The sequence below is a fragment of the Gilliamella sp. B3367 genome, from assembly GCF_026536825.1.
GTDB classification, from domain to species: Bacteria; Pseudomonadota; Gammaproteobacteria; order Enterobacterales; family Orbaceae; genus Gilliamella; species Gilliamella apicola_E.
The window spans coordinates 149,488-174,889 of record NZ_JAFNNJ010000005.1 but is presented as its reverse complement, the minus strand read 5'-3'; the positions used below and the strand labels follow the sequence as shown (position 1 = coordinate 174,889).

The 25,402-nt window shown below is 33.4% G+C and carries 21 protein-coding genes; 9 read left to right on the top strand and 12 right to left on the bottom strand.

Going from position 1 to position 25,402, the window contains the following annotated elements; translation table 11 throughout:
• The first annotated feature begins 71 nt into the window (after positions 1–71).
• On the top strand, positions 72–707 hold the full coding sequence (locus J3U23_RS09030; protein WP_267330862.1) for an RpiB/LacA/LacB family sugar-phosphate isomerase: 636 nt from the start codon (positions 72–74) through the stop codon (positions 705–707).
• Positions 708–931: 224 nt separating this feature from the next.
• On the opposite strand, the gene J3U23_RS09025 is transcribed toward J3U23_RS09030, so the two are convergent.
• From J3U23_RS09025 to J3U23_RS09010, 4 genes are read right to left on the bottom strand one after another with little or no spacing between them, the layout of a single operon-like run.
• Positions 932–3,175 (bottom strand): right-handed parallel beta-helix repeat-containing protein, encoded by a 2,244-nt coding sequence (locus J3U23_RS09025; RefSeq protein ID WP_267339067.1) that lies wholly within the window; start codon positions 3,173–3,175, stop codon positions 932–934.
• Between the two features lie 35 nt (positions 3,176–3,210).
• Complete coding sequence (locus J3U23_RS09020) at positions 3,211–4,377, bottom strand: pectate lyase family protein (RefSeq protein WP_267339066.1); 1,167 nt, start codon at positions 4,375–4,377, stop codon at positions 3,211–3,213.
• Positions 4,378–4,395: 18 nt separating this feature from the next.
• The gene (locus J3U23_RS09015; protein WP_267339065.1) at positions 4,396–5,952 is read right to left on the bottom strand and encodes an SGNH/GDSL hydrolase family protein; all 1,557 of its coding nucleotides are present in this window, start codon (positions 5,950–5,952) and stop codon (positions 4,396–4,398) included.
• 36 nt (positions 5,953–5,988) lie between these two features.
• Positions 5,989–7,551, bottom strand: coding sequence for an oligogalacturonate-specific porin KdgM family protein (locus J3U23_RS09010; RefSeq protein WP_267339064.1), 1,563 nt, complete (start codon positions 7,549–7,551; stop codon positions 5,989–5,991).
• A 301-nt stretch (positions 7,552–7,852) separates the two neighbouring features.
• Between J3U23_RS09010 and J3U23_RS09005 the strand changes: the two genes are divergently transcribed.
• Complete coding sequence (locus J3U23_RS09005; protein WP_065561888.1) at positions 7,853–9,358, top strand: MFS transporter; 1,506 nt, start codon at positions 7,853–7,855, stop codon at positions 9,356–9,358.
• A 63-nt stretch (positions 9,359–9,421) separates the two neighbouring features.
• Here J3U23_RS09005 and J3U23_RS09000 read toward each other — a convergent pair whose 3' ends face one another.
• On the bottom strand, positions 9,422–10,201 hold the full coding sequence (locus J3U23_RS09000) for a Cof-type HAD-IIB family hydrolase (RefSeq protein ID WP_220225486.1): 780 nt from the start codon (positions 10,199–10,201) through the stop codon (positions 9,422–9,424).
• A gap of 1 nt (position 10,202) precedes the next feature.
• Complete coding sequence (hda, locus tag J3U23_RS08995; protein WP_065561886.1) at positions 10,203–10,886, bottom strand: DnaA inactivator Hda; 684 nt, start codon at positions 10,884–10,886, stop codon at positions 10,203–10,205.
• 1,028 nt (positions 10,887–11,914) lie between these two features.
• On the opposite strand from hda, the gene mnmG reads away from it, so the two are divergent.
• Both mnmG and rsmG read left to right on the top strand, forming a co-directional pair.
• A complete protein-coding gene (gene mnmG / locus J3U23_RS08990) occupies positions 11,915–13,807 on the top strand; it encodes a tRNA uridine-5-carboxymethylaminomethyl(34) synthesis enzyme MnmG (RefSeq protein WP_065561885.1) in 1,893 nt (630 codons plus the stop codon).
• The gene (gene rsmG / locus J3U23_RS08985; protein ID WP_267330856.1) at positions 13,785–14,384 is read left to right on the top strand and encodes a 16S rRNA (guanine(527)-N(7))-methyltransferase RsmG; all 600 of its coding nucleotides are present in this window, start codon (positions 13,785–13,787) and stop codon (positions 14,382–14,384) included. Before mnmG ends, rsmG begins: the two co-directional genes overlap by 23 nt.
• Positions 14,385–14,413: 29 nt before the next feature.
• Here the strand turns inward: rsmG and J3U23_RS08980 are convergent, their stop codons facing one another.
• Positions 14,414–15,646, bottom strand: coding sequence for an N-acetylmuramoyl-L-alanine amidase (locus J3U23_RS08980; protein WP_267339063.1), 1,233 nt, complete (start codon positions 15,644–15,646; stop codon positions 14,414–14,416).
• 266 nt (positions 15,647–15,912) lie between these two features.
• Between J3U23_RS08980 and miaB the strand changes: the two genes are divergently transcribed.
• The 5 genes from miaB (at position 15,913) to J3U23_RS08955 (ending at position 22,705) form a co-directional block, all read left to right on the top strand.
• The gene (miaB, locus tag J3U23_RS08975) at positions 15,913–17,340 is read left to right on the top strand and encodes a tRNA (N6-isopentenyl adenosine(37)-C2)-methylthiotransferase MiaB (RefSeq protein ID WP_220225482.1); all 1,428 of its coding nucleotides are present in this window, start codon (positions 15,913–15,915) and stop codon (positions 17,338–17,340) included.
• Positions 17,341–17,431: 91 nt separating this feature from the next.
• Positions 17,432–18,433, top strand: coding sequence for a PhoH family protein (locus J3U23_RS08970; RefSeq protein WP_267330854.1), 1,002 nt, complete (start codon positions 17,432–17,434; stop codon positions 18,431–18,433).
• A 29-nt stretch (positions 18,434–18,462) separates the two neighbouring features.
• Positions 18,463–20,400, top strand: a complete 1,938-nt coding sequence (gene mrdA, locus J3U23_RS08965) for a penicillin-binding protein 2 (RefSeq protein WP_370632650.1) — start codon at positions 18,463–18,465, stop codon at positions 20,398–20,400.
• Positions 20,400–21,509, top strand: coding sequence for a peptidoglycan glycosyltransferase MrdB (gene mrdB, locus J3U23_RS08960; RefSeq protein ID WP_065561879.1), 1,110 nt, complete (start codon positions 20,400–20,402; stop codon positions 21,507–21,509). The genes mrdA and mrdB overlap by 1 nt, the downstream gene beginning before the upstream one ends.
• 14 nt (positions 21,510–21,523) lie before the next feature.
• Positions 21,524–22,705: a serine hydrolase gene (locus J3U23_RS08955; protein WP_065733601.1), complete on the top strand. Its 1,182-nt coding sequence runs from the start codon at positions 21,524–21,526 to the stop codon at positions 22,703–22,705.
• Between the two features lie 131 nt (positions 22,706–22,836).
• Here the strand turns inward: J3U23_RS08955 and fliR are convergent, their stop codons facing one another.
• From fliR to fliN, 5 genes are read right to left on the bottom strand one after another with little or no spacing between them, the layout of a single operon-like run.
• On the bottom strand, positions 22,837–23,640 hold the full coding sequence (fliR, locus tag J3U23_RS08950; protein ID WP_065561877.1) for a flagellar biosynthetic protein FliR: 804 nt from the start codon (positions 23,638–23,640) through the stop codon (positions 22,837–22,839).
• Between the two features lie 5 nt (positions 23,641–23,645).
• Positions 23,646–23,915: a flagellar biosynthesis protein FliQ gene (gene fliQ, locus J3U23_RS08945; RefSeq protein ID WP_065561876.1), complete on the bottom strand. Its 270-nt coding sequence runs from the start codon at positions 23,913–23,915 to the stop codon at positions 23,646–23,648.
• Between the two features lie 14 nt (positions 23,916–23,929).
• The gene (fliP, locus tag J3U23_RS08940; RefSeq protein WP_267332238.1) at positions 23,930–24,673 is read right to left on the bottom strand and encodes a flagellar type III secretion system pore protein FliP; all 744 of its coding nucleotides are present in this window, start codon (positions 24,671–24,673) and stop codon (positions 23,930–23,932) included.
• Between the two features lies 1 nt (position 24,674).
• The gene (gene fliO / locus J3U23_RS08935) at positions 24,675–25,046 is read right to left on the bottom strand and encodes a flagellar biosynthetic protein FliO (protein ID WP_267339062.1); all 372 of its coding nucleotides are present in this window, start codon (positions 25,044–25,046) and stop codon (positions 24,675–24,677) included.
• A 13-nt stretch (positions 25,047–25,059) separates the two neighbouring features.
• Complete coding sequence (fliN, locus tag J3U23_RS08930) at positions 25,060–25,374, bottom strand: flagellar motor switch protein FliN (protein ID WP_370632649.1); 315 nt, start codon at positions 25,372–25,374, stop codon at positions 25,060–25,062.
• Between the last annotated feature and the right edge of the window lie 28 nt (positions 25,375–25,402).

Sequence of the window (25,402 nt, the reverse complement as noted above, 5' to 3'; positions counted from 1 at the left end):
TAGGATTATAATGAAAACGAAATGTACTAATATGCAATTAGTTATTATTTCTATCAAAATAGAGGAAAATCATGAAAATAGCACTAATGAACGAATTTAGCCAAGCTGCTAAAAATCCAATTATTTTAAATGAATTAAAAAACGCAACTGAGAAATATGGACATACTGTTTTTAACGTTGGCATGGATGGCGACAATGATAAAAAATTAACTTATGTTCATTTAGGTATTATTAGCGCTATTTTATTAAACAGTAAAGCCGTTGATTTTGTTATCACAGGTTGTGGAACAGGACAAGGCGCATTAATGGCGTTAAATGCATTCCCTGGTGTTAACTGTGGTTATTGTATTGAACCTACTGATGCTTATTTATTTGCACAAGTAAATAATGGTAATGCGCTATCACTTGCTTTTGCTAAAGGCTTTGGTTGGGGTGCAGAACTCAATGCTCGTTATATTTTTGAAAAAGCATTTGATGGCGAAAAAGGATTGGGTTATCCACCTGAGCGTCGTGAATCTCAAAATGCTAATGCTGTAATTTTAAATGATATGAAAAATGCAGCAGGAAAAAGTTTAATTGATGCATTGAAATCAATTGATCAATCATTACTTAAAGATGCGATCAGAGGTGAGCGTTTCCAAAAATGTTTATTTGAAAATAGTCAAGATCCTGAAATAACCAATTACATCAAAAGCTTACTAGCTTAATTTAGAGTTTACTAAATCCTTCAATTTTGTGCCATTTCAACTTAACTGGTGAAATGGCTCAATTCACTATTTTTAATCGTTTCTAACTTAATAGAATAAATTCTAATGTATTTTTCATTAACAAATGATTAAACCGATTTAATTTAAAAATAGAGGAATGAGATTGCTGATTGAAAAGATTAAAAGTGCTAAATCTTACTAGATCTAGCACTCTATTATTTTAATTATTTAGCTTTATTTTTTTCGATTAGCGTTTTTAGCTCTTTTGGTAACACTATATTACCGTTTTTATCTCGAGTGATTTTAAAGTCACTATTTCCTTTCCATAATTGATTGCTGGTTACAGATTTAAAATCTTTACTTTTAATCTGTGGTCCAAATGAATCTTTTATCGCTGATTGCCAGCTATCACGAATAGAATAATTGTGTTCAAAAATGACCACTGGTTTTAAAAATTCATAAGGATTAGCACGTAAAATATAATTATACCTCGCACTATTGATCGAAATATTATTATTCATGATATAAGAACCAGTATTAAAATTATCAGTAAAGCCATCCATATTATTATTTAAGGAAATTGAATTGATAATTTTATGATTTACCGGTTGACCTTCTGCTCCTAATTTAAAGCCATTACCTATACTCCCTTTAGCAATATTGGGTTTTGAAAAAGGAAAACCGTTTGAATATGTAACAGAACTATCAATTAATACCGGATCATTTGGGCCATCTTCAATCTTGTTATAAAGATCGAAACCATCATCAGTATTATTATGAGCAATACACCCTCTAAATACATTCCCTTTACCAACACCCAATTTAGCGGCAAAACCATCAGCATTTTTACCTGATTTATCCATATTATTATAAGAATCAGAGTTAAGAATTAGGTTATAAGATGGCCAATAAATTCGATTTTGATTTTTCTTTTTAGCTGAGATTGCCAAACCTGTATCACTATTATTACGTGTAATAACTTGATCAATCACATTATGACTGCCCGAAATTCTTAAATAAGCTGGTTTATTATCTTTATCATCAATATTTCCATCAAAGATAACCTGCTTAATAGACCAATAGTTGCTATCTAAATTAAACGTAGTGTTAATAAAAATCGCTTTATGCTTATTAATGGCTTGTATGGTTTTTAATTTACCGGGTAATCCACTTAATTGAGCCGGAAGAGTTATGCCGTCATAATAACCATCCATCAAATGAATAACACCGCCCGGTTCAACGCTATTAACAGCCGTTTCGAAATCAACCGGTGATTGTTTGGTACCTTTATTATCCTTTTTACCTTCTGGCGAAACAATAATATTAGATAAATTTTCAATCGATGATTTATTTAGATTAATTGTAAAAATTTGAGTATTATTTTTAGCATTATCAGTAAACTCAACAGTAAAGGTATTAGTTCCATCTTTTAGCTGAGCTGGAAACTGTAATAACTTACCAACTTCCGCATTCAACGTTTTATTAATTTCTTTAACAAATACGGTACCTGAAGTATTTGGAAAAAATTGTAATGTATAATTTTTACTATATACATCATTTGGTGATGATAAAATTAACGTTGGTTTAACATCAACAATTACCTCAGGTTTAGCGGGTAATTTATCATAATCAACCGTTATATCACTGAGGGTTAATTTAGAATTTTTGAACTCAACTTTTGCGTTTCTAGAAGCAAAAAAGCCGACATAAATATTTTTGTTATCTTGTTGATTTAAGAATCCTGAATAATCATTGGTTGCCCACTGTTTCTCTTCACCAGTCGCATTATTTTTCATCGATAAGATAAATTGATCTGCCGTTCTGGTCATTGTTAAATGCATACTTTTAACATCAACATAATTAACATTTTCAACATAACCAACTTTCTCAATTGATATGCCTTCATTACCCCATGCTTTTTTTACACCATCACGTACTAAGCCGGTTACTTTTACTAAATTATCATTTTTTTGATTTTGAGTAATTAATGCATTCATAATTACATTTGAAGCATTTGGAAACTCCTCATAACCAGCCGGCTGAGGATCACTTCTAGCTACACCAATAGTATCACGAGCAAATAAACCAACCGCTTCTTGAGCGGCAGGCGTTTTTCCATCCACTTCAGGTCCTATTTGCTCTAAGGTAACATCACTTTCTAAAGTAAAAGTTTGATTAACGGGTAATTGAGTATAAAAAACCACCATTCCATCATGCGAGTTAGCAATTTTACCGCCTCGACTTTCTAAATAGAAATCTGACGGCAATTGATAAGGTTGATTTGGAACTAAATAATCTTTTTGACCAGCTATCCATGCATTATTGGTTCCCACTTTTTCAGGCTTGATAAGTGAGGCAAAATTTAAGTCAGTCGATTGGCCAAATGCTATCGCTTTCCACTCTTGTGCAGAAGCTGCGCTAACATAAAGCGAAGACAGACAAAGTATTGAAGTTAATATTTTTTTCATTGTGGGTCCTAACATTTTTGTTTATTTCAATAATTCTAAAGCTTTCCACTACCGACTAATCGTCTATAGTTTTTACTAAATTGCTTAATATCATCCACGCTATATTGATAAGGCACAGACCAATTCAAATTATCAACAAAACCACATGATGATAATTTCAACTTAGATTGATTAAATAGAGAATTATTATCCCGAAGGTTATCGCCTTTAAACTGTTTAGCTACTTTGCAGTTATCTTTTAAACCATCAATCATAAATTGATTATTTTCCGAAAGCACGCTGCCTTTATAGCCTAAGCCAATAGAGTATTGATATGGGTATACAGTTTTAGATTTATTAACCGATCCTTTAAACAGGTTGTTATACATGTGGATTTTGCCGAACCTTACTCTTGGTGCGCGTTGAGTGATGTCTAAAAAAACATTATGATGAAGCGTGATATTTAACTTATTCTCATCCTGATCAGCATTTTTATCACTATGGCCAATTAACATAGTTTTATCATGGTTTTCAAATAGACAATAAGAGATAGTAATGAAATCACTACCACGCTTAATATCCAATAAACCATCATGTTGTACATATTTCCAGCCATCTTTTTCCTGGTACATATCATCGGTAAATTTACCATCAGTTAGAGTGACATGATCAATCCAAACATAAGTTGAGGTAATAATATTAATCCCATCCCATTCAGCATTCCATCCATCTCCCTCTTCAAATTTTGGCGCAACATCAATTGGTGCTTCAATTTTTAAATTTCGAATAATGACATTATTTACTTTAGACAACATAAGTGAACCATTGATAAAACCAGCATTATTACCAACACCAATTAATGTGGTATCACTAGGAATTTTGATCAACGAACGAGATTTTTGATCATCAAAGTCTTTGTAAGGTTTGCCTTCACTAATATCTATAATCCCAGAGACTTGAATAATACGAGGCTGATTTTTATTGATCGCAATCGCATCTAAAAGATCTTTTTTGTTATTCACCATAAAGATCATTTTTTCATTTGCTTTAGCGCCACCGATCGTGCCCGTATTTGTCGTTAAATCATAACCACCAAAACCGTCTCTAGGTGCAACATCACGAGCTTCTCTAATTTTGATAGGAGACGGAGATAATGCATGACATGCAGCAATAGATGAATTAATTGCCAAAGGAACTAATAGCGCAATGATTAATTTTTTCATTTAACAAATACCTTTTTATTAGTTAATCTGAGTTTGATCGAAAGTGATTCCTTGCTGTAACCAAGGATCGTTGTTTATGGCATTAGCAATAATTTTGGCGATAGCTAATGCGCCTTTTTCTTGAAAATGCGTTGCATCAGGATTGTTAATCACGCCAGAAGTTTGATTTTTATAATAAGGATATTTAGGATCATTAGGATCTACAGCTAACCAGTAAGACTGCCAGTCATCTTTGTGTTGGTTCGCAAAATCAATACTAAATGACTCCAAATCAATTAAAGCAACTTGATTAACTTTTGCCGTATGTTTAATCGTATTCGAATAATCTCCCCAATAAGCAAAACCTGGTTTATTGGCGGTATAATGCATATGACTAACAGGATTAGTATTTTGATAAGCAATGTTATTATTCTTATCTTTATAACGGGTGACTGGTGTCATTAAAATTGGCGTCATATCCAACGCTTTTGCCACAGAGAGATAACCTTCTAAAGAGGATTGGAATGACATATTTTCTTGCGTTGATGGATACTGTTTTTGGTTATTATCATCATTAGGATAAGTGCATAAATTAGCAACATCCACTTTACCTCGTTTCGGATTGTTACCGTTACATTTTTCATCATTATGTCCAAAAGCGATGATCATATAATCGCCTTTTTTCATTAAAGGGATCAGTAAATCTAACCATCCTTCAGTTTTGAAACTACGGCTTGAACGGCCTGACTGTGCGCCATTGATGACAACCGTATCAGCCTTATCATCAATAAACTGATCAAAAACTTGGCCCCATCCCATTCTTGGATAAACTTTTTTATCATAATTGGACGCAGTCGAATCACCTAAAATAAAAATACGTTGCTTAGCATTTATATTTCTTTCTTTTTGCTTAACTGCCTGATCATAATCAAAAGGTGAATCTTGGCTAATGGGTCTTAAACGCATATCAAACAATACAGTACCACTTACTTTACCAGTAGAAGAATCGTATCCACGATTAAAGTACATTACATTAAGTAACTTGTTAATATCTGGATTTTCGGTGGTAAGTGGATCAAAAGAATTAGCAATAATACCTACTTGGCGTAATGCTTTATCAAACAGCAAATGATAATTTTTATAAGCATGGCTTAATGCAGCATCATCTATTGAAAAAGATAATTGATTATCAGTAAATTGTTCTGGGCCTAGAAGATTGATTTGTTTAGCTAGTTCACTAGTTAAAAAATCAGTTAATGGATTAATATTAACAGTATTTTTTTCATCTTTTTGTAAGGTATGAACGTATGAAACCAAACAATTACCGTTACACATTTGCCCTTCATCCGCTTTTCGGGCAAGTGAGTTTTCATTACTAAAAACAATTAGTGGTGGAGTCAGTTCAGAAACATCTTGTTGATAAAACCCATCGCTATTAGTCGCCGTTTTTAAAATTTTATTATTCACATCACGGACTATCACCGATGAAACAACTGGTTTATTAACATAAACATAACCTTGTATTACAGTACTTGCCAATACTTGATTGATTGAAGTGACAACCAATAAAAATCCGAAAAAAATTTTCTTTATCATTTTTTCACCACTAACTGTTTTTAACACTTTTATCGATTAAAACAAATAAGATAATCCTAGTGCTAACTTAGCTTCCCTTGCGTCAGAATGAACACTTTTTGCCACATCTTCTGCAGCAAAGTTAACTTGCCAAACTTTGGTTGCTTGCCAATTTATATCCAGTTCTTGTTGATAATCATGCTTTTTATCATTGTGTAATACATAGTTCCCTTTTAAGTATGAGAAGCGATAGCCAATGTTCCAATCAGGAGTTAGATTAATATCAGTACCTATATCAAAACGATTGCGCGCTCGATTATCGACATAACCTTGAATACTATCTTCGCGTTTACTTCTTGAAACTTTGCGATATTCAAATCGATATTGGCCATAAAAAGATAGATCATCACTTTGTAACCAAGTCAATTTTAAAGCGGGAGAATAACGAACACCTGGACGTTGTGAATCACTTACATCACCTAACTGATAATGGGGTAAGTTTTCTTTACTTTTAGCTTTATAACCACCACCTGAATAGAATCTAACTTCCATATTTGGTGTTAGTACCCAATTATCAGCTAAATAAAAATTGTAACCTCCATAAATTTGATAATGACTAGAAACAATATCATCAAAGAATAATCTATTTTTTAATTGGTTATAGGTATTTACACTTAGACCAACATAGCCTTTTTTATCAAAATCTGTATAAAGACCAAAACTATCACCATGGTAATGTGAAGTTAAACCATAATGATGCGCATATTTGAAATAGGTTTTATAAGCGAAATTAGAATCTTTGCTATTTGATTGACCGAATGCGTAATTGAAACCAACTTTAAACTTAGCTTGTCGAGTATTTGTGGTTTTATTTTTTGATACATCAGAAATGGAAAAATAAGGACGGAACAATTTTGAATAATTATAGGTAATTTTAAATTCTTGCTCATAATCAGTTTTTTTATTGTTATAAGCTTTATATTCATTTTTAGAAAAACCTTTTTTCAAGGCTTTATAAGAATTGTTAGTATAATCACCAATATAATAGTTAAAGGTATAGGCAAAATTAAATGCTTTTATACCAGAATACATTAATGCCCAATCTAAACGATTCCTTCCTGTATTACTACTAGCAACATATTTAACTTGTTTGCCAGCTATTTTGGCTCTTTTATAACGTTCAGCATGAGATATTTTTTTCCATTCATAACGATAGCGCAAACTTGTTGACCAATCACTATTAATTTTATAACTATATTTCAATCCTGGTTGATAAAGAGTTGAATCCTTGCTAAAACCTAATTCTAATGATGGAATAATCGATCCCCAGCCATCATCAAGCGTAAATGTTTTTTGAATAACGACACCACCTGATCCACCTTGCATATCATCATATAAAACATCACGTTTGTTCCCGCCACCTTCAGTAACACCAAATTTAAATTCATATTGCCAATTATCGTCGGTTTTATGGATTAACTTAATTGTATCCCCATGAATCCTATCCATAGATTTCCAGTTATGTTCATATTGAAAAGTTGTTTGACCAGCAAAAGAATAAATAGGAAAGGTAGACAGAAACATTAAAAGCGGTATTTTTTTTAATTTAAATTGACTCATTATTGTTTTCCTAAATTTTTAAATTTATTTTTGAAATACTGTTTTATATTTTTTATTATTTTATTAATTTTTTCTGTTAATAAGATCACAGTTTCAGAAAACAATTCAAAAAAAACAATAACTACATGATATATTTAGTTTTTGTTTAAAATAATATTAATATATATACCTTAAAAATCAAAATAATTTGTTACCAACGTCACATTTCTAAAAAAAAATTAAAATTAATTTGTATAAATTTAGTATTATTTCAATAATAATTTTAAAACAGTATTTCATAATTATTAAAGGAAATAGATTTATGGCTGATAATCAGAAAAAAATAACCACACTCACTCGATTTTCGTATGGTAGTGGTAATTTGATAGGAAGTGGTGCTCTAGCAATTAGTGCCGCTTGGTTACTATACTTTTATACAACATTTTGTGGACTTTCGGCATTTCAAGCAACGTTAATTTTTTCTATAGCTACCTATTTAGATGTAATTTTAAATCCACTAATGGGTTTTATTACTGATAACTTTAACCATACAAAACTTGGACGTCGATTTGGTCGCCGTCGATTCTTCATCCTATTTGCTATTCCATGTATGATTATTTACCCATTACTTTGGGTAGATGGGATGAATTTCTGGTACTACTTAACTACTTATATTTTATTTGAATTCATCTATACCATGATTATGATTCCATACAATACTTTACCGGTAGAGATGACTAAAAACTTCGATCAAAGAACTTACCTAGCAGGTTCCAAAGCGATGTTTGGTAAAGTAGCAAACTTCTTAGCTGCAGCTATTCCTGGTGTATTTTTCTATCTATTTGATGGTAAAGACTCTCCACTACCATTCTTATTAACAGGTATTACTTATGCATCTATTATGGCGATAGCACTAATTTTGCTTTATTTTAATAGCTGGGAAAAATCAGTTGATGAAATTGAAGATGAAACAACTTCTGGCCTTTGGGAAAGTATTGTTAAATTATTTTCAGATGTTTTTTCAACTTTCCGTTTAAAAACTTTTAGAAACCATTTAGGTATGTATCTATTTGGCTTTGGTGCTGAATGGTTATTTGCAGCAACATTTACTTATTTTGTGGTATTTAACTTAGGCCAACCCAAAACCTTCGTTTCACAAATGAACAGTTTAAGTAGTATTTGCCAATTAATCTCAACAGCCTTTTTCATGGCTTGGTGTGTCAAACGTGGATTCAAAAGACCATTTGTTATTGCAATATTGATAGTAATATCTTCGGTAATCGGCTATATCGGTGTCTACTACTTTAATATGCCTCATGTTACATGGATTGTAATTGGTATTACTATTTGGTTTGGATTAGGAACGGGTGGTGTTTATTATATTCCTTGGAGTGTATACACATTCTTAGCAGATATCGATGAAGTACTAACAGGAAGACGTCGCGAAGGTATTTATGCTGGTGCTATGACCATGGCCGGTAAATTAATGCGTGCAACTATCGTCTTTGTCTTAGGTATTGTATTGAAATATTCTGGTTTTGTGTCTGGCGTAGATGCTGTTCAACCAGAGAGTGCCGTTACTGCAATTAACTTAGTATTAATCTTCGGTGTGTGTGGAATGGCACTATTAGGTATCTTCTTCACATATCGTATGAAATTAGATAAATCGACTCATGCACTTATTATTCAAGAACTTGATAGATTAAAAAATGGTGGCAAAAAACAAGATGCAACACCAGAAATAAGAAGTTTAGTTAAAGAGTTAACAGGCTTTGAGTATGACAACTGTTTTGGTAATAATAATGTAGGCTTTAAACAACACCACTAAACAAAAGTAATATAATTAAACTTAAAATCATCTAATCTAAACAATTAGATGATTTTTTTTATCTTAAATTAATCCAAACTTTTTCAATGCCTTCGCTATGCCATCATTATTATTGGTATCAGTGACATATTCAGCTTTTTCTTTTAGCTGATCAACCGCATTGCTCATTGCTACAGGATGGTCAACGGTTAGGAACATTTCAAAATCATTCATACCATCACCAAAGGCATAAGTAGGCACGTCATTAAAACCTTTAGTTTTTAATAATTCTTTAATGCCATTACCTTTAGAACCGCCATGATTAAAAACATCAACACAATAATGTGTATTACGGATAAACGTCAATTCAGGAAAAACTTCTCTATAAGGTGATTCGCTTTGTTCACAAAGCAGTAATAACATTTGAATCGGTTCTTTTAAGTAAATTTGATCATCAACAGGAGGTACTTGTTGTTTTAAAGAAGTATAGAATTTTTGAGCTGGAAGACTGTTTTCACTCACTCGCATAGTCTTATAGCTATAGAAAGATAATGGAATATTCATCTTTTCTCTTGAATATTCATATAATCGAGTAATGAGATTTTTATCAATATTGTTTGTGAAAACGACCTCTTTTTCATAAATAACTACTTGGCCATTCATACCAATAATTGAATCTATACCAGTATCCCTCATCAAATCAACCGCTTCAGGTGGTGTTCTACCAGTTGCAATTATTGGTACAATATTATTTTGTTTTAGTTTTCTAATTGCATCATAAGAACTAGGTAACACATCTATATCTTTATTAAATAAGGTTCCATCTAAATCGAAAAAAACAATAGCTTCAGGTTTCTTTTTCATTTCATAAATCCAAAATATGTTTAATAAAAGGAATGGTTAATTTGCGTTGTTGAGCTAACGTAGCTACTTCAAACTCTTCCATTAGAGAAAATAAAGTTCGCATATCGCGATTAACACGTTTTAACAAAAATAATCCAACTTCCGTTGATAGCTCAAATCCACTTAGCTTAGCCCTAAGTTGTAAAGCTTTTAATTTATCCTCATCACTTAACTCTTTTAACTGATAAACTTGCCCCCACGTTAACCTTGATACCAAATCAGGTAGTATAAAAGGAACTTGTTTTGGAGGGGCACTGGCAGTTATCAATAATTTACTAACGTTTTTTTCGGTTAAACGATTAAAAAGATCAAATATTGCTTCTTCCCAATCACGATGACCTGCTATCGCATCAATATCATCTAAACAAACCAAATCATAATTATCTAAACCTTGTAAAATCTCAGGTACAAGTAGAACATGCTGTTTTAAAGGAATATAGCTTGCTAACTTATTTTGACATGAAGCATGTAATAGATGAGTACGACCAGCGGCACTTGCTGACCATATATAAAAGACGTTGAAGCCTTCCTTATCAAGTAAGGTTTGCAAAGATTCAAACAATAATTGATTATTACCTACATAAAAACTATCAAATGTTTCGTTATTAGGTAATATAAAAGGTAAAGGCAACTGTGAAAGAGTAATAAAATAACCTCACAATAAAAATATAATCTTACTAAGTATAAATTTGCTTTTACAAAAATCAATCACTTTTACAGCAAACAAATAAGTTAACGAAAGTAACTATCAAAAATTAATATATCAATTCTAAAAAACTAAATAATAACCTAATTAAAAATTCATTTAGATATAGAAATTAACCCATTTTATTATTATCTAACACTTAAAAAAACATTTTAACCTTTTCCTAAATAGCTTTTAATAAGTACTATTATTTTAAGTGATGATGGTACTGCCACCTCACAGCACTTCCGAATTAAAAGAAACAAATATTTATAATCCTACTTTTAAACATTAGTTACATTAGCTTTCTACTAAAAACACCAATATCTTTTAGAAAAATCTCTTTTTCAGGTATTTTAAAAAATTAATAAAATGATAATTAATTACCCTATTCTTAGTTATTTTTAAAATTTAAATTAATAAAATAAATGTCGCTAAGTATGATCAAAGATCATATTTCGAACTTTATAATGATCATTAAAACTCATAATTACATTTTTATTGATCATAATATTTAAGATGTATAACTTTTTTAACCAAAATGATCTAAATAATTAAGATTAAATTATAGACAATAAAAGATAAAATTTAAGCAAACAAATTTATTTTTTGTGGATAACTCTGTGATAAACCCACTATATAAGCTGTTATAATCATATTAATAACCTTAAAAGGAAAAAAGGTTGTGGATAAAAATAAGAGTTATAAACAGGATTAACTAAAAAAAGATCCGATCAATTAACAGCATTAGACGATCATTAAGATCCTATAAAATAATCATAAAAAAGAGTTATCAACAAAAATGATCCAAACTAATAATAGTAAAAATAAAAAAGATCACAAAAAGATCTTATTTAATTTAAATGATGATCAAAATAGATCATTTGACGTAATAAAAAAGATGAGTAAAATTCCTTACGCTAAATAAAACCAAATCACCTGATCAAAATAATGATCATCTATCTGTAAAATAAAAAACGAGGCTTTATATGTTTTATCCAGATCTTTTTGATGTCATCGTCGTTGGTGGTGGCCATGCCGGAACAGAAGCAGCAATGGCATCAGCAAGAATGGGCCGAAAAACATTACTTTTAACCCATAATATCAATACGTTAGGACAAATGTCATGTAACCCTGCTATTGGTGGTATTGGTAAGGGACATTTAGTAAAAGAAATTGATGCAATGGGTGGATTAATGGCACATGCTATTGATCTTTCTGGGATCCAATTTAGGATCTTAAACAGCAGCAAAGGTCCTGCTGTAAGAGCAACACGAGCTCAAGCGGATCGATCTTTATATCGTAAAGTAATACGAACAACCCTTGAAAACCAAGAAAACTTAATGTTATTTCAACAATCAGTTGAAGATGTGATCATTGAAAACGATCAGATCACAGGCGTGGTTACACAAATGGGTGTTTCATTTAAAGCAAGATCTGTTGTATTAACTACAGGCACTTTCTTAGATGGCAAGATCCATATAGGACTTGATAATTATAGTGGCGGTAGAACTGGTGATCCTGCTTCGATAGGTCTTTCCAAATCGCTGCATCAATACCCATTTAGAATGGGTCGTTTAAAAACAGGAACGCCACCTCGTATCGATGCAAGAACCATAGATTTTTCTAAATTAGGTACACAATACGGTGATGATCCTGTGCCTGTATTTTCATTTTTAGGTGATGCTAAACAGCATCCTAGACAGATTCCTTGTTATATAACAAGTACTAATGAAACCACACATGATATTATTCGAAACAGCTTAGATCGTAGCCCTATGTATACAGGTGTTATTGAAGGTGTAGGTCCACGATATTGTCCATCAATCGAAGATAAAATAATGCGTTTTGCTGATCGTAACTCGCACCAGATCTATTTAGAACCGGAAGGTTTAGACAGTAATGAAATTTATCCAAATGGAATATCAACAAGTTTACCTTTTGACACACAATTAGCTTTTGTTCGCAGTATGAAAGGACTGGAAAATGCCAATATAGTCAGACCAGGTTATGCGATTGAATATGATTACTTTGATCCTCGTGATCTCAAACCTACTCTTGAAAGTAAAGTGATCAAAGGCTTGTTTTTAGCAGGACAGATCAATGGTACTACAGGTTATGAAGAAGCCGCTGCTCAAGGTATGCTGGCAGGATTAAATGCAGCTCGTTTTGTTTATGATCAAGATCAATGGTATCCAACGCGTGATCAAGCTTATTTAGGGGTTTTGGTTGATGATCTTTGTACTTTAGGTACTAATGAACCTTATCGTATGTTTACTTCACGAGCTGAATATCGCTTAATGTTACGTGAAGATAATGCAGATATTCGTTTAACAGAAATTGGACGACAACTTGGAATGGTTGATGATTACCGTTGGCAACGTTTTAACGAAAAATTTGAAGCTATTGAACAAGAAAGAGCACGTCTTCGTGACATTTGGGTTCATCCTCACATTGAAACAATTGATGAAGTTAATGCGGTATTAAGCGCTAACCTTACCAAAGAAGCCAATGGAGAAGAGCTGCTTAAACGCCCTGAAATGAGCTACAAAACTCTACAATCCTTGTCTTTATTTGCACCAGGGCTAAGTGATGATCAAGCAGCAGAACAAGTTGAAATTCAAGTTAAGTATGACGGCTATATAAAACTACAAATTGAAGAAATAGAAAGACAAAAACGAAATGAGGAAACTCTCATACCTGAACATATAGATTATGCTGAAATATCAGGGTTATCTAACGAAGTTGTTGCTAAATTAAAACAACATAAGCCGGTTTCAATTGGCCAAGCTTCACGTATTTCAGGTATTACACCAGCTGCAATTTCAATGTTATTAGTTTATTTAAAAAAGAAGAACTATGTTAAAAAAGAAACTCATTAATCTTATTGATCAAACGGATCTTCCAATCAATTGTCAGCAAATTGATCAACTGATCAATTACGTTGAAATGCTTAATAAATGGAATAAAGCTTACAACCTAACAGCGGTGCGTGATCCTAATGAAATGTTAATAAAACATATTATGGATAGCTTAGTTGTTTCACCTTATTTAGTTGGTAGCACGTTTATTGATGTAGGTACAGGCCCTGGATTACCAGGGATTCCTTTAGCAATTATCAATCCAGACAAACAATTTGATCTCGTTGACAGTTTAGGTAAAAGGATCCGTTTTTTAAAACAAGTTCAATTTGAATTAAAGCTAGCAAATATTCAACCAATTCAAAGCCGTATTGAAGAATATAATCAAAAAAAATTCGATGGGGTAATAAGTCGAGCATTTGCTTCTTTACAAGATATGTTAACCTGGTGTAAACATCTTCCTAATGAACAAGGATTATTTTATGCGTTAAAAGGCAGTGATCTTGATCCTATCCCTGAAGGATTTACACTGAAACAAGATATAAAACTTACTATACCTGAATTGAATGCTGAAAGACGATTAATGATCATTGAATAAAAAACAAATTGATCTAATCACTTTTTAGATCAATTTTTACGTCTTTTCAAATAATCCTTAATACCATCAACTATGGCTTTAGAAACCTGATTTTGGAAGGCTGCTGTTTTAAGTTTTTGCTCTTCAGCTATATTACTAATAAAGGCTGTTTCAACTAAAACTGATGGAATATCTGGCGCTTTTAACACTGCAAAACCTGCTTTTTCTATCGATGGTTTATGTAATTTATTCACATTTTTCATTCGATTTAAAATAGCACTTCCTAATAATACACCATTAGAAAGGGTTGTTTTTTGAACTAAATCTAAAATAGTGTTATCTAAATATTTATCACCACTTCGACTAACACCACCTATTTGGTCTGCATCATTTTGAGTTTGGGCTAAATAACTTGCAGCAGAACTACTAGCTCCACGTGTTGATAAAGCAAATACAGATGACCCTCTAACAGATCGACTCGCAAAAGCATCAGCATGGATAGAGACAAATAGATCCGCATGTAAAGATCTCGCTTTCGCTACTCGAACTTTTAATGGAATAAAAACATCTTCATTACGAGTCATATAAACTTTTATATTTGGTTCTTTTTTTAGCAAACTATATGTTCGTCTGGCAATTTGCAAAACAATGTCTTTTTCTCGTGTTCTTTTGTAGCCAATCGCACCAGGATCCTCACCACCATGACCAGGATCGAGCATAACAATAACAGGCGAGTTTTTATTTTTATTCGTTGGCGATTTTATTTGCGCTTGTTTTTTATTTAGATCCCCTTTTTGATACTCTTCTAAAAGAGCAAGTAAAGGATCATCATTAGCTGTAGCCGGTTTAGACGGATAAAGATCAACGACTAATCGATGTTTAAATTCAGCAATCGGTGGTAATGTAAATGTATTAGGATCAATACCCTGTTTTAATTCGATCATAATACGTACAGTTTTAGGATCTAACTGTAATGCACGTATAGATTTAATAAAAGGATCACGGCTTAAAACTTTTGTCGAAACGGCTTTTAATATTGGATTTAAATTGAGATTATCAATATCAATCACCATACGATCAGGGTTATATAATTGTGCGCTTTTATAATTAAGCTTAACGTTTGATTCTAACGTTATTCGTGTATAGGTTGATGAAGGCCAAACACGCACAGCCACAACTTGAGCCATTGCCGCAGCAAAGCCAACTCGTGTAACAGATAATAGACAAGTAGCAATAATGCCTTTGATCAAAAAGCGCTTTGTTGGACTAAAAGTTTTCGACATACCTAGACACTTTTATATTAGTAATATTAATAGGCCAAGAATAATAGCATAAAATAAAACGATATTAAAAAGAATGATTATCATAATCAGTTGTTTTTTCGATAGATTAATTACTAATTAGACATTATTTTCTAAATAAAGCATATAAATATAGTTTTTTATATTAATTATAGACCCTACAATCACAAAGGATTACAATATGGCACGCTAAAATCACGGATTTAAACCCGTTTTCATTTTAACAATTAAATATAGCTGAGTTATTGATGAGCAAAAAATTACATATCAAAACTTGGGGTTGCCAAATGAATGAATATGATTCAACAAAAATGGCAGATCTCCTTGAATCCACCCATGGTTTAACTTTAACAGAAAATGCCGAAGAAGCAGATATTTTACTATTAAATACTTGCTCTATTCGAGAAAAAGCCCAAGAAAAAGTCTTTCATCAACTAGGCCGTTGGAAAAATTTAAAACAACATAACCCTGATATCATCATTGGTGTAGGTGGTTGCGTAGCATCACAAGAAGGTGCACATATCCGTAAGCGTGCTCCTTTTGTTGATATTATTTTTGGACCACAAACTTTTCATCGTTTACCCGAGATGATTGAACAAATTCGTAGTGGTAATGGCCATCATGTGGTTGATGTTAGTTTTCCTGAAATTGAAAAATTTGACCGTTTACCCGAACCTCGCAGTGAAGGTCCAACAGCTTTTGTTTCAATTATGGAAGGATGTAATAAATACTGTACTTATTGTGTGGTACCTTACACCCGTGGTGAAGAGGTGAGCCGACCTTGTGATGATGTAATTTATGAAATAGCTCAACTTGCTGAACAAGGTGTACGCGAAGTTAATTTACTGGGTCAAAATGTAAATGCTTATCGAGGGCCAACTTTCGATGGTGATATTTGTTCTTTCGCTGAACTACTACGCTTAGTTGCTGCTATTGATGGTATTGATCGCATTCGCTTTACAACCAGCCATCCAATTGAATTTACTGATGATATCATCGATGTATATCGTGATACGCCAGAACTGGTTAACTTTTTACATTTGCCGGTACAAAGTGGTTCTGACCGAGTGTTAAATTTAATGAAACGCACTCATACAGCAATTGAATATAAATCAATCATTCGCAAATTACGCAAAGTTCGTCCTGACATTCAAATTAGTTCAGACTTTATTGTTGGATTCCCTGGTGAAACCCAAGAAGATTTTGAACAAACCATGAAACTCATTGCTGATGTTAATTTTGATTTAAGTTATAGCTTTGTCTATTCAGCACGACCAGGTACACCTGCTGCTGAAATGGAGGATAACGTTTCTGAAGAAGAGAAAAAACAAAGGCTCTATATTCTCCAAGAACGAATCAATCAACAAGCAATGCAATTTAGTCGTCGCATGTTAAATACTGTGCAACGTATTTTAGTTGAAGGTCCTTCTAAAAAGGATCTTATGGAATTAACTGGACGAACAGAAAATAATCGTATTGTTAATTTTGAAGGTAGTCCGGATATGATTGGTAAATTTGTTGATGTTGAAATTACCGATGTTTATCCTAACTCATTGCGTGGTAAAGTAGTAAGAACAGAGGATCAGATGAATTTACGTGTAAGTGAATCACCAATATCGGTCATCTCTCGTACCCGTAAAGAAAACGATTTAGGTGTGGCTATCTATCAACCATAATTAAATAATGATTGAAATAATAATATATAACATGTTGATAAATTTTGGCTCAAAAGAACGTGTTTAAAATAAACGATTTGGGGACATATCTTTGAATATTACGACATATGAAACAATGCTTGAACCAGCAGATAATCAGCGGCTTAATAGTCTTTGTGGTCCTTATGATGACAATATCAAACAACTTGAACGACGATTAGGATTAGAAATAAACCATCGGGGTAATCAATTTGCTATTACTGGCGATACAATTTGCGCAAAAGCGGCAACTGAGATTTTACAATCGCTGTATAAACAAACTAAAGTAAAAGACAGTATTGTCGATATAGAACCAGAGCAGATACATTTAGCTATTAAAGAATCAGGTGCGTTAGAAAAAGCTAATGAACACGCACCTAGTTATGTTGATCTGCATGGTAGCAAACAAGTGATGATAAAGACCAAGCGAGGAGTAATAAAACCCCGCACGCCTAATCAAGCACAATATATTGCTCATGTATTAGATTATGACATCTCTTTTGGTATCGGTCCTGCTGGTACAGGTAAAACCTATTTAGCTGTAGCTGCCGCAGTTGATGCACTTGAAAAACAACAAGTTAGACGAATTGTATTAACACGCCCTGCAGTTGAAGCCGGTGAAAAATTGGGTTTTTTACCAGGTGATTTAAGCCAAAAAGTCGATCCTTATTTGCGTCCGCTTTACGATGCTTTATTTGAAATGCTTGGTTTTGAAAAAGTCGAAAAACTAATTGAAAAAAGTGTGATTGAAGTTGCACCGTTAGCTTATATGCGTGGGCGTACACTCAATGATGCATTTATTATTCTTGATGAAAGCCAAAACACAACAATAGAACAAATGAAAATGTTTTTAACGCGCATTGGTTTTAATTCTAAAGCGGTAATAACGGGAGATATAACCCAAATAGATTTACCTCGTCATCAAAAATCTGGGTTACGTCACGCAATAGAAGTATTAAATGAAGTTGAAGATATTAGTTTTAATTTTTTCAAGAGTGAAGATGTAGTTCGCCATCCTGTGGTAGCTAGAATTGTTAATGCTTATGAAAAATGGGAACAAAAAGAACATCTATAAACAGAATTTAGAGGAGTTAGATTATCTCTATTTCAGGTAAAACAAAAAAAGGCTATATTCGCGATCACTCCGCAGAAACAAACTTATTTTTGCGTAGAGCACTGTTTGCATTTGTCGTAATTATACTACTAATTTTTGTATTATTAGCCAATTTAGCTGATTTGCAAATATCGAATTTTAGTTATTACAGCACCAAATCGAACAATAATCGTATTGAAATTATCCCTATTCCTCCAAGTCGCGGTATGATTTATGATCGTAATGGCACGCCATTAGCGATAAATAATATTACCTATCAACTTAATATTGTTCCTGACAAAACTAAAAACCTTAATGAGCAATTTGAACAATTAAAAAAGATTGTTGATTTAACTGATGAAGATATTGAAAACTTCCAAAAGGAGCGACGAAATTATCGATCTCATCGTCCTGTACCACTTAAAGAAAACTTAACCGAAAAACAAATTGCTCGGTTTATTGTTGATCAGCATCGATTTCCTTTTGTATCGATTGTAAAAATTCAACATCGATATTATCCATACGGTGCTTCACTTACTCATATTCTTGGTTATATATCTAAAATAAACAGTCAAGATAAGCAACGTCTAGAAGAAGAAAATAAAGCTAGCAATTACGTGGCTACCTTTAATATTGGAAAAATGGGGATTGAACGATATTACGAAGATGTTTTACATGGCACGGCGGGTAACGAAAAGGTTGAAGTCAATAGCCGAGGTCGTATTGTTCGCTTACTTGAACAACATCCACCACAAGCGGGTGAAGATATCTATTTATCCATTAATCTCAAATTACAACTCTATATTGAATCACTGCTTGCTGGCCGTAAAGCATCGGTTGTTGCTATTAATCCAAATAATGGTGAAATATTAGCAATGGTATCAAGCCCAAGTTATGATTCAAACGACTTTGTAGGTGGTATTTCAAGTAAGAAATATAGTGAGTTACTTAATGATCCAAGTAAACCACTATTTAACCGTGCCTTGCTCGGTGCTTATCCCCCAGCTTCAACTGTTAAACCATTTATTTCGATAGCAGCATTAAGTGAAGGCGTTGTTTCACCAAAAAGTGTGGTTAACGATCCGGGTTGGTGGCAATTACCGGGTACTGAAAGACGTTATCGAGACTGGTTAAAATGGGGACATGGTCATGTCGATGTATTACGAGCGATAGAAGAATCAGTAGATACCTATTTTTACCAAGTTGCATATGACATGGGGATAGATCGCTTAAATTTATGGATGACTAAGTTTGGTTATGGCCAGCGAACAGGCATTGATATCTCACCTAGTGAAGAGACACGAGCTGTCATGCCAAGTCGTGAATGGAAATTAAAACGCCATAAAAAATCTTGGTTACAAGGAGACACTATTCCTGTCGGTATAGGTCAAGGTTATTGGACAGCAACGCCAATGCAAATGGCTAAAGCATTAACTACACTAATTAATAATGGTAAAACCTATACACCACACTTTTTATTATATAAAAAGAGCGACATTATTAATACCAATCAAAATCAACCACTGATTGATCCATCAAAATATATTGAAAAAAACAGTCTTGTTGATGTTAATCCAACCTATTGGGCATTAGCAAAAGAAGGTATGCACCGAGTAATGTTTGGTGCTCGAGGCACCGCGCGTAAAGTTTATGCAGGCGCTAAATATCAAGCCGCGGGTAAATCAGGTACTGCTCAAGTTTATGGTTTAAAAGAAAACGAAACCTATAACGCACATAGAATACCTGAACATTTACGCGATCATGCTTTATTTATTGCTTACGCACCTTACGATAAACCGAAAATAGCCTTAGCGATTGTTCTGGAAAATGGGGGAGGAGGAAGCTCCAACGGTGGTGCAGTCGCACGTAAGATACTAGATTATTATCTTGAAGGTGATAACTCAACGGAATTAAACGATGAATCACCTAATACAGGACATGAAGATTAATGATGAATAATATTAAGAAATCTTTTTGGCAAAAGATACATATCGATCCGCTTTTTTGCTTATTTATCTCTTTACTACTTGGTTATAGCCTTTATATTCTATGGAGTGCTAGCGGCCAAGATATAGATATGATGCAAAAAAGAGTGATCCAAATATTACTTGGTTTTTTTGTGATGATTGTCTTTGCACAGTTTTCACCAAGAAGTTATGAACAGTGGGCACCTTATCTTTATATTGCCTGTATTTTTATATTACTATTGGTTGATATTTTTGGCTACACCAGTAAAGGCGCTCAACGCTGGTTAGACTTAGGAGTTATTCGTTTTCAACCCTCAGAAATTGCTAAAATTGCTGTTCCTTTAATGGTAGCTAAATTTATTCATCGTGATGGTTGCCCTCCACCGCTAAAAACCACCTTACAAACATTAGCTATTATCGGTGTGCCAACACTATTAGTGGCAATGCAACCCGATTTGGGAACTGCTATTTTAATTGTCATGTCTGGTATTTTTATTATCTTTTTGGCTGGTATTAATTGGCGATTTATTCTTGTTGCTTTGATATTGTTGGCTATCTTTGTACCGATTATGTGGTTCTACTTAATGCACGATTATCAACGTGAACGAGTATTAACGCTAATTAATCCTGAACGTGACCCTAATGGTACTGGCTATCATATTCTTCAATCTAAAACAGCAATTGGATCAGGTGGAATATGGGGCAAAGGCTGGCTAGAAGGTACCCAGTCACAGTTAGAATTTTTACCTGAACGCCATACTGATTTCATTTTTTCAGTCATCGCAGAAGAGTTTGGCTTTATTGGCTCGATTATTTTGCTAGTCTTATTCTTATGCTTAATAATTAGAGGTTTGATTATTGCCTCTCAAGCACAAACGACTTTTGGCCGAATCCTTTCTGGTGGTTTAATTTTGGTCTTTTTTGTCTATGTATTTATTAATATCGGTATGGTCAGTGGAATATTGCCAGTAGTTGGTGTACCATTACCACTAATAAGTTATGGTGGCTCATCATTAGTCGTTTTAATGGCAAGTTTTGGCATTATGATGTCTATTCACACTCATCGATATATGTTATCTAAAAACATTTAACGGAATTTTTATAAATGAAAAAGAAATTTAAATTATCTTTTGGATTATTAGTGCTCGCAATATGTTCTTCTGCTTCTGCGGAAATGGCTTTTCCTATACCGGCTATTCCACAACTAGATGCTGAAGCGTATATCTTAATGGATGCCAAATCTGGCGAAATTTTAGCGCAATATAATGCGGAACAACAACGCGATCCAGCAAGTTTAACTAAAATGATGACAAGTTATGTTGTTGGTCAAGCCTTAGAATCAGGCCGAATTAAAAATGATGATATGGTATTAGTGAGTAAAGATGCGTGGGCAACAGGTAACCCAGTATTAAAAGGCTCATCATTAATGTTTTTAGAAGTCGGTAAGACTGTTTCGGTCTCTGATTTAAATAAAGGTATCATTATTCAATCGGGTAACGACGCATGTATTGCTATGGCTGAACATGTTGCAGGTAGCCAAGGTGCTTTCGTTAATTTGATGAATGAATATGCGAAAAAAATTGGATTACAACACACTCATTTTGAAACTGTGCACGGACTTGATGCACCGGGTCAATATACCACAGCTAAAGATATGGCATTGTTAGGTCAGGCTTTAATCCGTGACTTACCAAAAGAATATGCAATTTATAAAGAAAAAGAATTTACCTACAATCTTTCTAAACCTCAAATGAATCGTAATGGATTACTTTGGGATACTACATTAAATGTAGATGGAATTAAAACTGGACATACTAACGCAGCCGGTTATAACCTTGTTGCTTCTGCTGTTGATGGTAATACACGTTTAATTTCAGCGGTATTGGGTGGTCGAACATTTAAAGGTCGTGAAGAAGAAAGTAAAAAATTACTTACGTGGGGATTCAGATTCTTTGAAACGGCAAATCCAGTAAAACCCAATGATCCACTCGCGATTGAGTCAATTTGGTATGGTGATGAAAATAAAGTTAAATTAGGTGCGATCAATGGCGCTTATATCACAGTGCCGAAAGGTCGTTCAGCAGATGTTAAAGTGCAATATACCATTGATGATTATATTTATGCACCAATAACCAAAGGAACCGCGGTTGGTAAAATTCAATTTTTATTGGATGATAAAGTTATCAATGAACAATCTTTAGTTGCGCTTGAAAATATTGAGGAAACTGGATTCTTCGGCGGCATTTGGGATTGGATATGTTTACAATTCCATAAATTATTTAATTAATTTTTTCTTAATAACCGCTGTGTGACTTTTGTTTACGCAGCGGTTTTTTATTTTAAGCAAAATTTGATTTTATCAAGCATTAATTATCTCTAATTTAGGCGTTCAAAAACCCCGTTCCTCAACTTTTTTTACTAAGTAGATACATCAGCAAGATAGATTAAGATTCGAGAAATTGTTGAAAAGATCTGTTCTAAAATTGATTCGACAAACAATGGTAAAGCAGAAAATAGATACGATAACATCGTTAGCCCACATAATAATGTAAGCGGGTAGCCGACCACAAAAATTGATAGTTGCGGTGTAAATCTATTTAATAAGCCCAATGACAGATTAATAATAAGTAATAATGTCATTAATGGTAATGCCAACATAATACCGTTATTAAATAATAGACCCGTTATTTCGATTAAGGCTAAATAGCCGTTTTGTTTTAAAGGATAGACCGTAATAGGAATGATATCAAAACTGTTAGCTAATCCGTAAAGTAACCATAAATGACCATCTAAACTAAGAAATATCAACATAGCAATAATATTAATTAAACGTGATAATACCGAGGTTGATGGACCGCTGATAGGATCATAAAAAGTGGCCATTCCTAATCCCATTTGCATACTAATTAACTCCCCCGAAAATCTAACCGTCATAAAGGTAAGTTGTATTGCAAAACCAATTAGGATGCCAATCATGATTTGCTGAGCAATAATCCAGATGCCCATTAATGAATAAAGGGTAAGGTTGTCGTCTAACTTTGGTAAAGGTAACACAATGACAATAAGTATTGCTAAACCTATTTTTACACGGTTTGGTACTTCTTTTTCGCCAGTGATTGGTGCGACCATAATTAAAGCTAAAATACGAACAAAAGGGAGAAAACTTGATTGAACCCAAGCAAAAAAATCAATATTCAATAGATCGACAATAGCTAAATCCATTAAGGTTAACTTGTTAGGTTGGGAATGCTAGTGATGACAAGGCGAATATAGTCGATCATTGTGGTTAGCATTGATGGACCTAAAATAATTAATACTAGGATAACAGCCAAAATTTTTGGGATGAAAGATAACGTCATCTCATTAATTTGGGTTGCTGCTTGTAGTAAACTGATAATTAATCCTGTGACCAGTGCCGCTATTAATAAAGGACCAGCAAGCGATGCTGCAACCTTGATGGCTTGTATGGCGAAATGGCTAATATATTCAGATGGCATTATATTCCTTTACTTTAACTAAAAAAACTTTGTGCTAACGAACCTAATAGTAAGTGCCAGCCATCAGCTAATACAAACAACATAATTTTAAATGGTAGAGATACCGTTGCGGGTGGGACCATCATCATCCCTAACGCCATTAAGGTACTGGCGACAACTAAATCAATTACTAAGAAAGGAATAAACAGTGTAAAGCCAATTTGAAAAGCGGTTTTGAGTTCACTAACGATAAAAGCCGGCACCAAAATTCGTAGTGGGATATCTTCACGAGTTTGAATTTCATTCGTATGAGACATATTTACAAATAACCCTAAATCGCTTTCACGAGTCTGAGAGAGCATAAATTCACGAAGCGGTTTTGTTGCTTCATTTAACCCTTCTTGCATGGTGATTTGTTGTTTCGAATAAGGCACATACGCCTCTTGATATATTTTATCGAGTGTTGGTGACATGATAAAAAATGTCATAAATAACGCAATGCCTATTATCACTTGATTAGGTGGTGCAGATTGTGTGCCAAGTGCACTTCGCAATAATCCTAATACAATAATGATCCGAGTAAAACTCGTCATTAGTAGTAGAATAATAGGGATAAAAGTGAGTAAAGTTAAAAAGACTAAGGTTTCAACAGGTAAAGACCAACTTTGTCCTTCTTGATAGGGTGTTTGAGAAACAATTGTTAATGGTGATAATTGAGCAAAACTACATTGACTAAAAAACAGTACGTTTAGCAAAATAATATGTATTAACCGCACTATCTTACCTCTTGTCTAACACAGATTGTAATATCTGATTAAACAGGTTACTTTTTGACAATTGCTCAACCTCAGCGGGCTCAGCTAATAACATTTCAGTGCGTTGTTCATTTATGGTATGCAGTAATGTCATTTGTTGTGCAGTAACACCAACTACCAGTAATTGATGATCAACATAAACCAGAAGAATGCGCTCTTTAGCACTTATATTATAAGTTGCTTTAATATCAATGAATTGTTTGGTAGACTTTTTCCAACCAATTCGTTTTATTATCCATGCTAAAAATAAGATAACAGCAATTACACAAAAAAATGCCATGCCGATCTGGCTATATAGGCTTGATTCTACTGGAATGGCGGATAAAGTTTGGTTCATGGTTATCTCATTTTTAACGGCTTAATCTACGAACACGTTCTGATGGAGTAATAATATCGGTAATTCGTACTCCATAATTATCGCCAACTACAACGATTTCACCTTGCGCAATTAAATAGCCATTAATAAGGATGTCTAAAGGTTCACCAGCTAAACCGTCTAAGGCTATAACTGAACCCTGAGTTAAATTTAAAAGATCTTTAATGGCCATTTTGGTTCGACCAAGTTCTACGCTTAGATTAACTGGAATATCTAGGATAAGGTTAATATCTTGCTTTTTTACGTCTGTTGGTTGTGGTGAAAGGGTTTCGAAAATAGCTTCTTTCATTACTGATTCATCACTAATATTTAGTTGG

What these genes read in the sequence shown, in the direction of transcription:
- J3U23_RS09030 (WP_267330862.1), top strand. Translation starts at nt 72, where the DNA reads ATGAAAATAGCACTAATGAACGAATTTAGCCAAGCTGCTAAAAATCCA.
- J3U23_RS09025 (WP_267339067.1), bottom strand. Translation starts at nt 3,175, where the DNA reads ATGAAAAAAATATTAACTTCAATACTTTGTCTGTCTTCGCTTTATGTT.
- J3U23_RS09020 (WP_267339066.1), bottom strand. Translation starts at nt 4,377, where the DNA reads ATGAAAAAATTAATCATTGCGCTATTAGTTCCTTTGGCAATTAATTCA.
- J3U23_RS09015 (WP_267339065.1), bottom strand. Translation starts at nt 5,952, where the DNA reads ATGATAAAGAAAATTTTTTTCGGATTTTTATTGGTTGTCACTTCAATC.
- J3U23_RS09010 (WP_267339064.1), bottom strand. Translation starts at nt 7,551, where the DNA reads ATGAGTCAATTTAAATTAAAAAAAATACCGCTTTTAATGTTTCTGTCT.
- J3U23_RS09005 (WP_065561888.1), top strand. Translation starts at nt 7,853, where the DNA reads ATGGCTGATAATCAGAAAAAAATAACCACACTCACTCGATTTTCGTAT.
- J3U23_RS09000 (WP_220225486.1), bottom strand. Translation starts at nt 10,201, where the DNA reads ATGAAAAAGAAACCTGAAGCTATTGTTTTTTTCGATTTAGATGGAACC.
- mnmG (WP_065561885.1), top strand. Translation starts at nt 11,915, where the DNA reads ATGTTTTATCCAGATCTTTTTGATGTCATCGTCGTTGGTGGTGGCCAT.
- rsmG (WP_267330856.1), top strand. Translation starts at nt 13,785, where the DNA reads ATGTTAAAAAAGAAACTCATTAATCTTATTGATCAAACGGATCTTCCA.
- J3U23_RS08980 (WP_267339063.1), bottom strand. Translation starts at nt 15,646, where the DNA reads ATGTCGAAAACTTTTAGTCCAACAAAGCGCTTTTTGATCAAAGGCATT.
- miaB (WP_220225482.1), top strand. Translation starts at nt 15,913, where the DNA reads ATGAGCAAAAAATTACATATCAAAACTTGGGGTTGCCAAATGAATGAA.
- mrdB (WP_065561879.1), top strand. Translation starts at nt 20,400, where the DNA reads ATGATGAATAATATTAAGAAATCTTTTTGGCAAAAGATACATATCGAT.
- J3U23_RS08955 (WP_065733601.1), top strand. Translation starts at nt 21,524, where the DNA reads ATGAAAAAGAAATTTAAATTATCTTTTGGATTATTAGTGCTCGCAATA.
- fliR (WP_065561877.1), bottom strand. Translation starts at nt 23,640, where the DNA reads ATGGATTTAGCTATTGTCGATCTATTGAATATTGATTTTTTTGCTTGG.
- fliQ (WP_065561876.1), bottom strand. Translation starts at nt 23,915, where the DNA reads ATGCCATCTGAATATATTAGCCATTTCGCCATACAAGCCATCAAGGTT.
- fliO (WP_267339062.1), bottom strand. Translation starts at nt 25,046, where the DNA reads ATGAACCAAACTTTATCCGCCATTCCAGTAGAATCAAGCCTATATAGC.
- fliN (WP_370632649.1), bottom strand. Translation starts at nt 25,374, where the DNA reads ATGAAAGAAGCTATTTTCGAAACCCTTTCACCACAACCAACAGACGTA.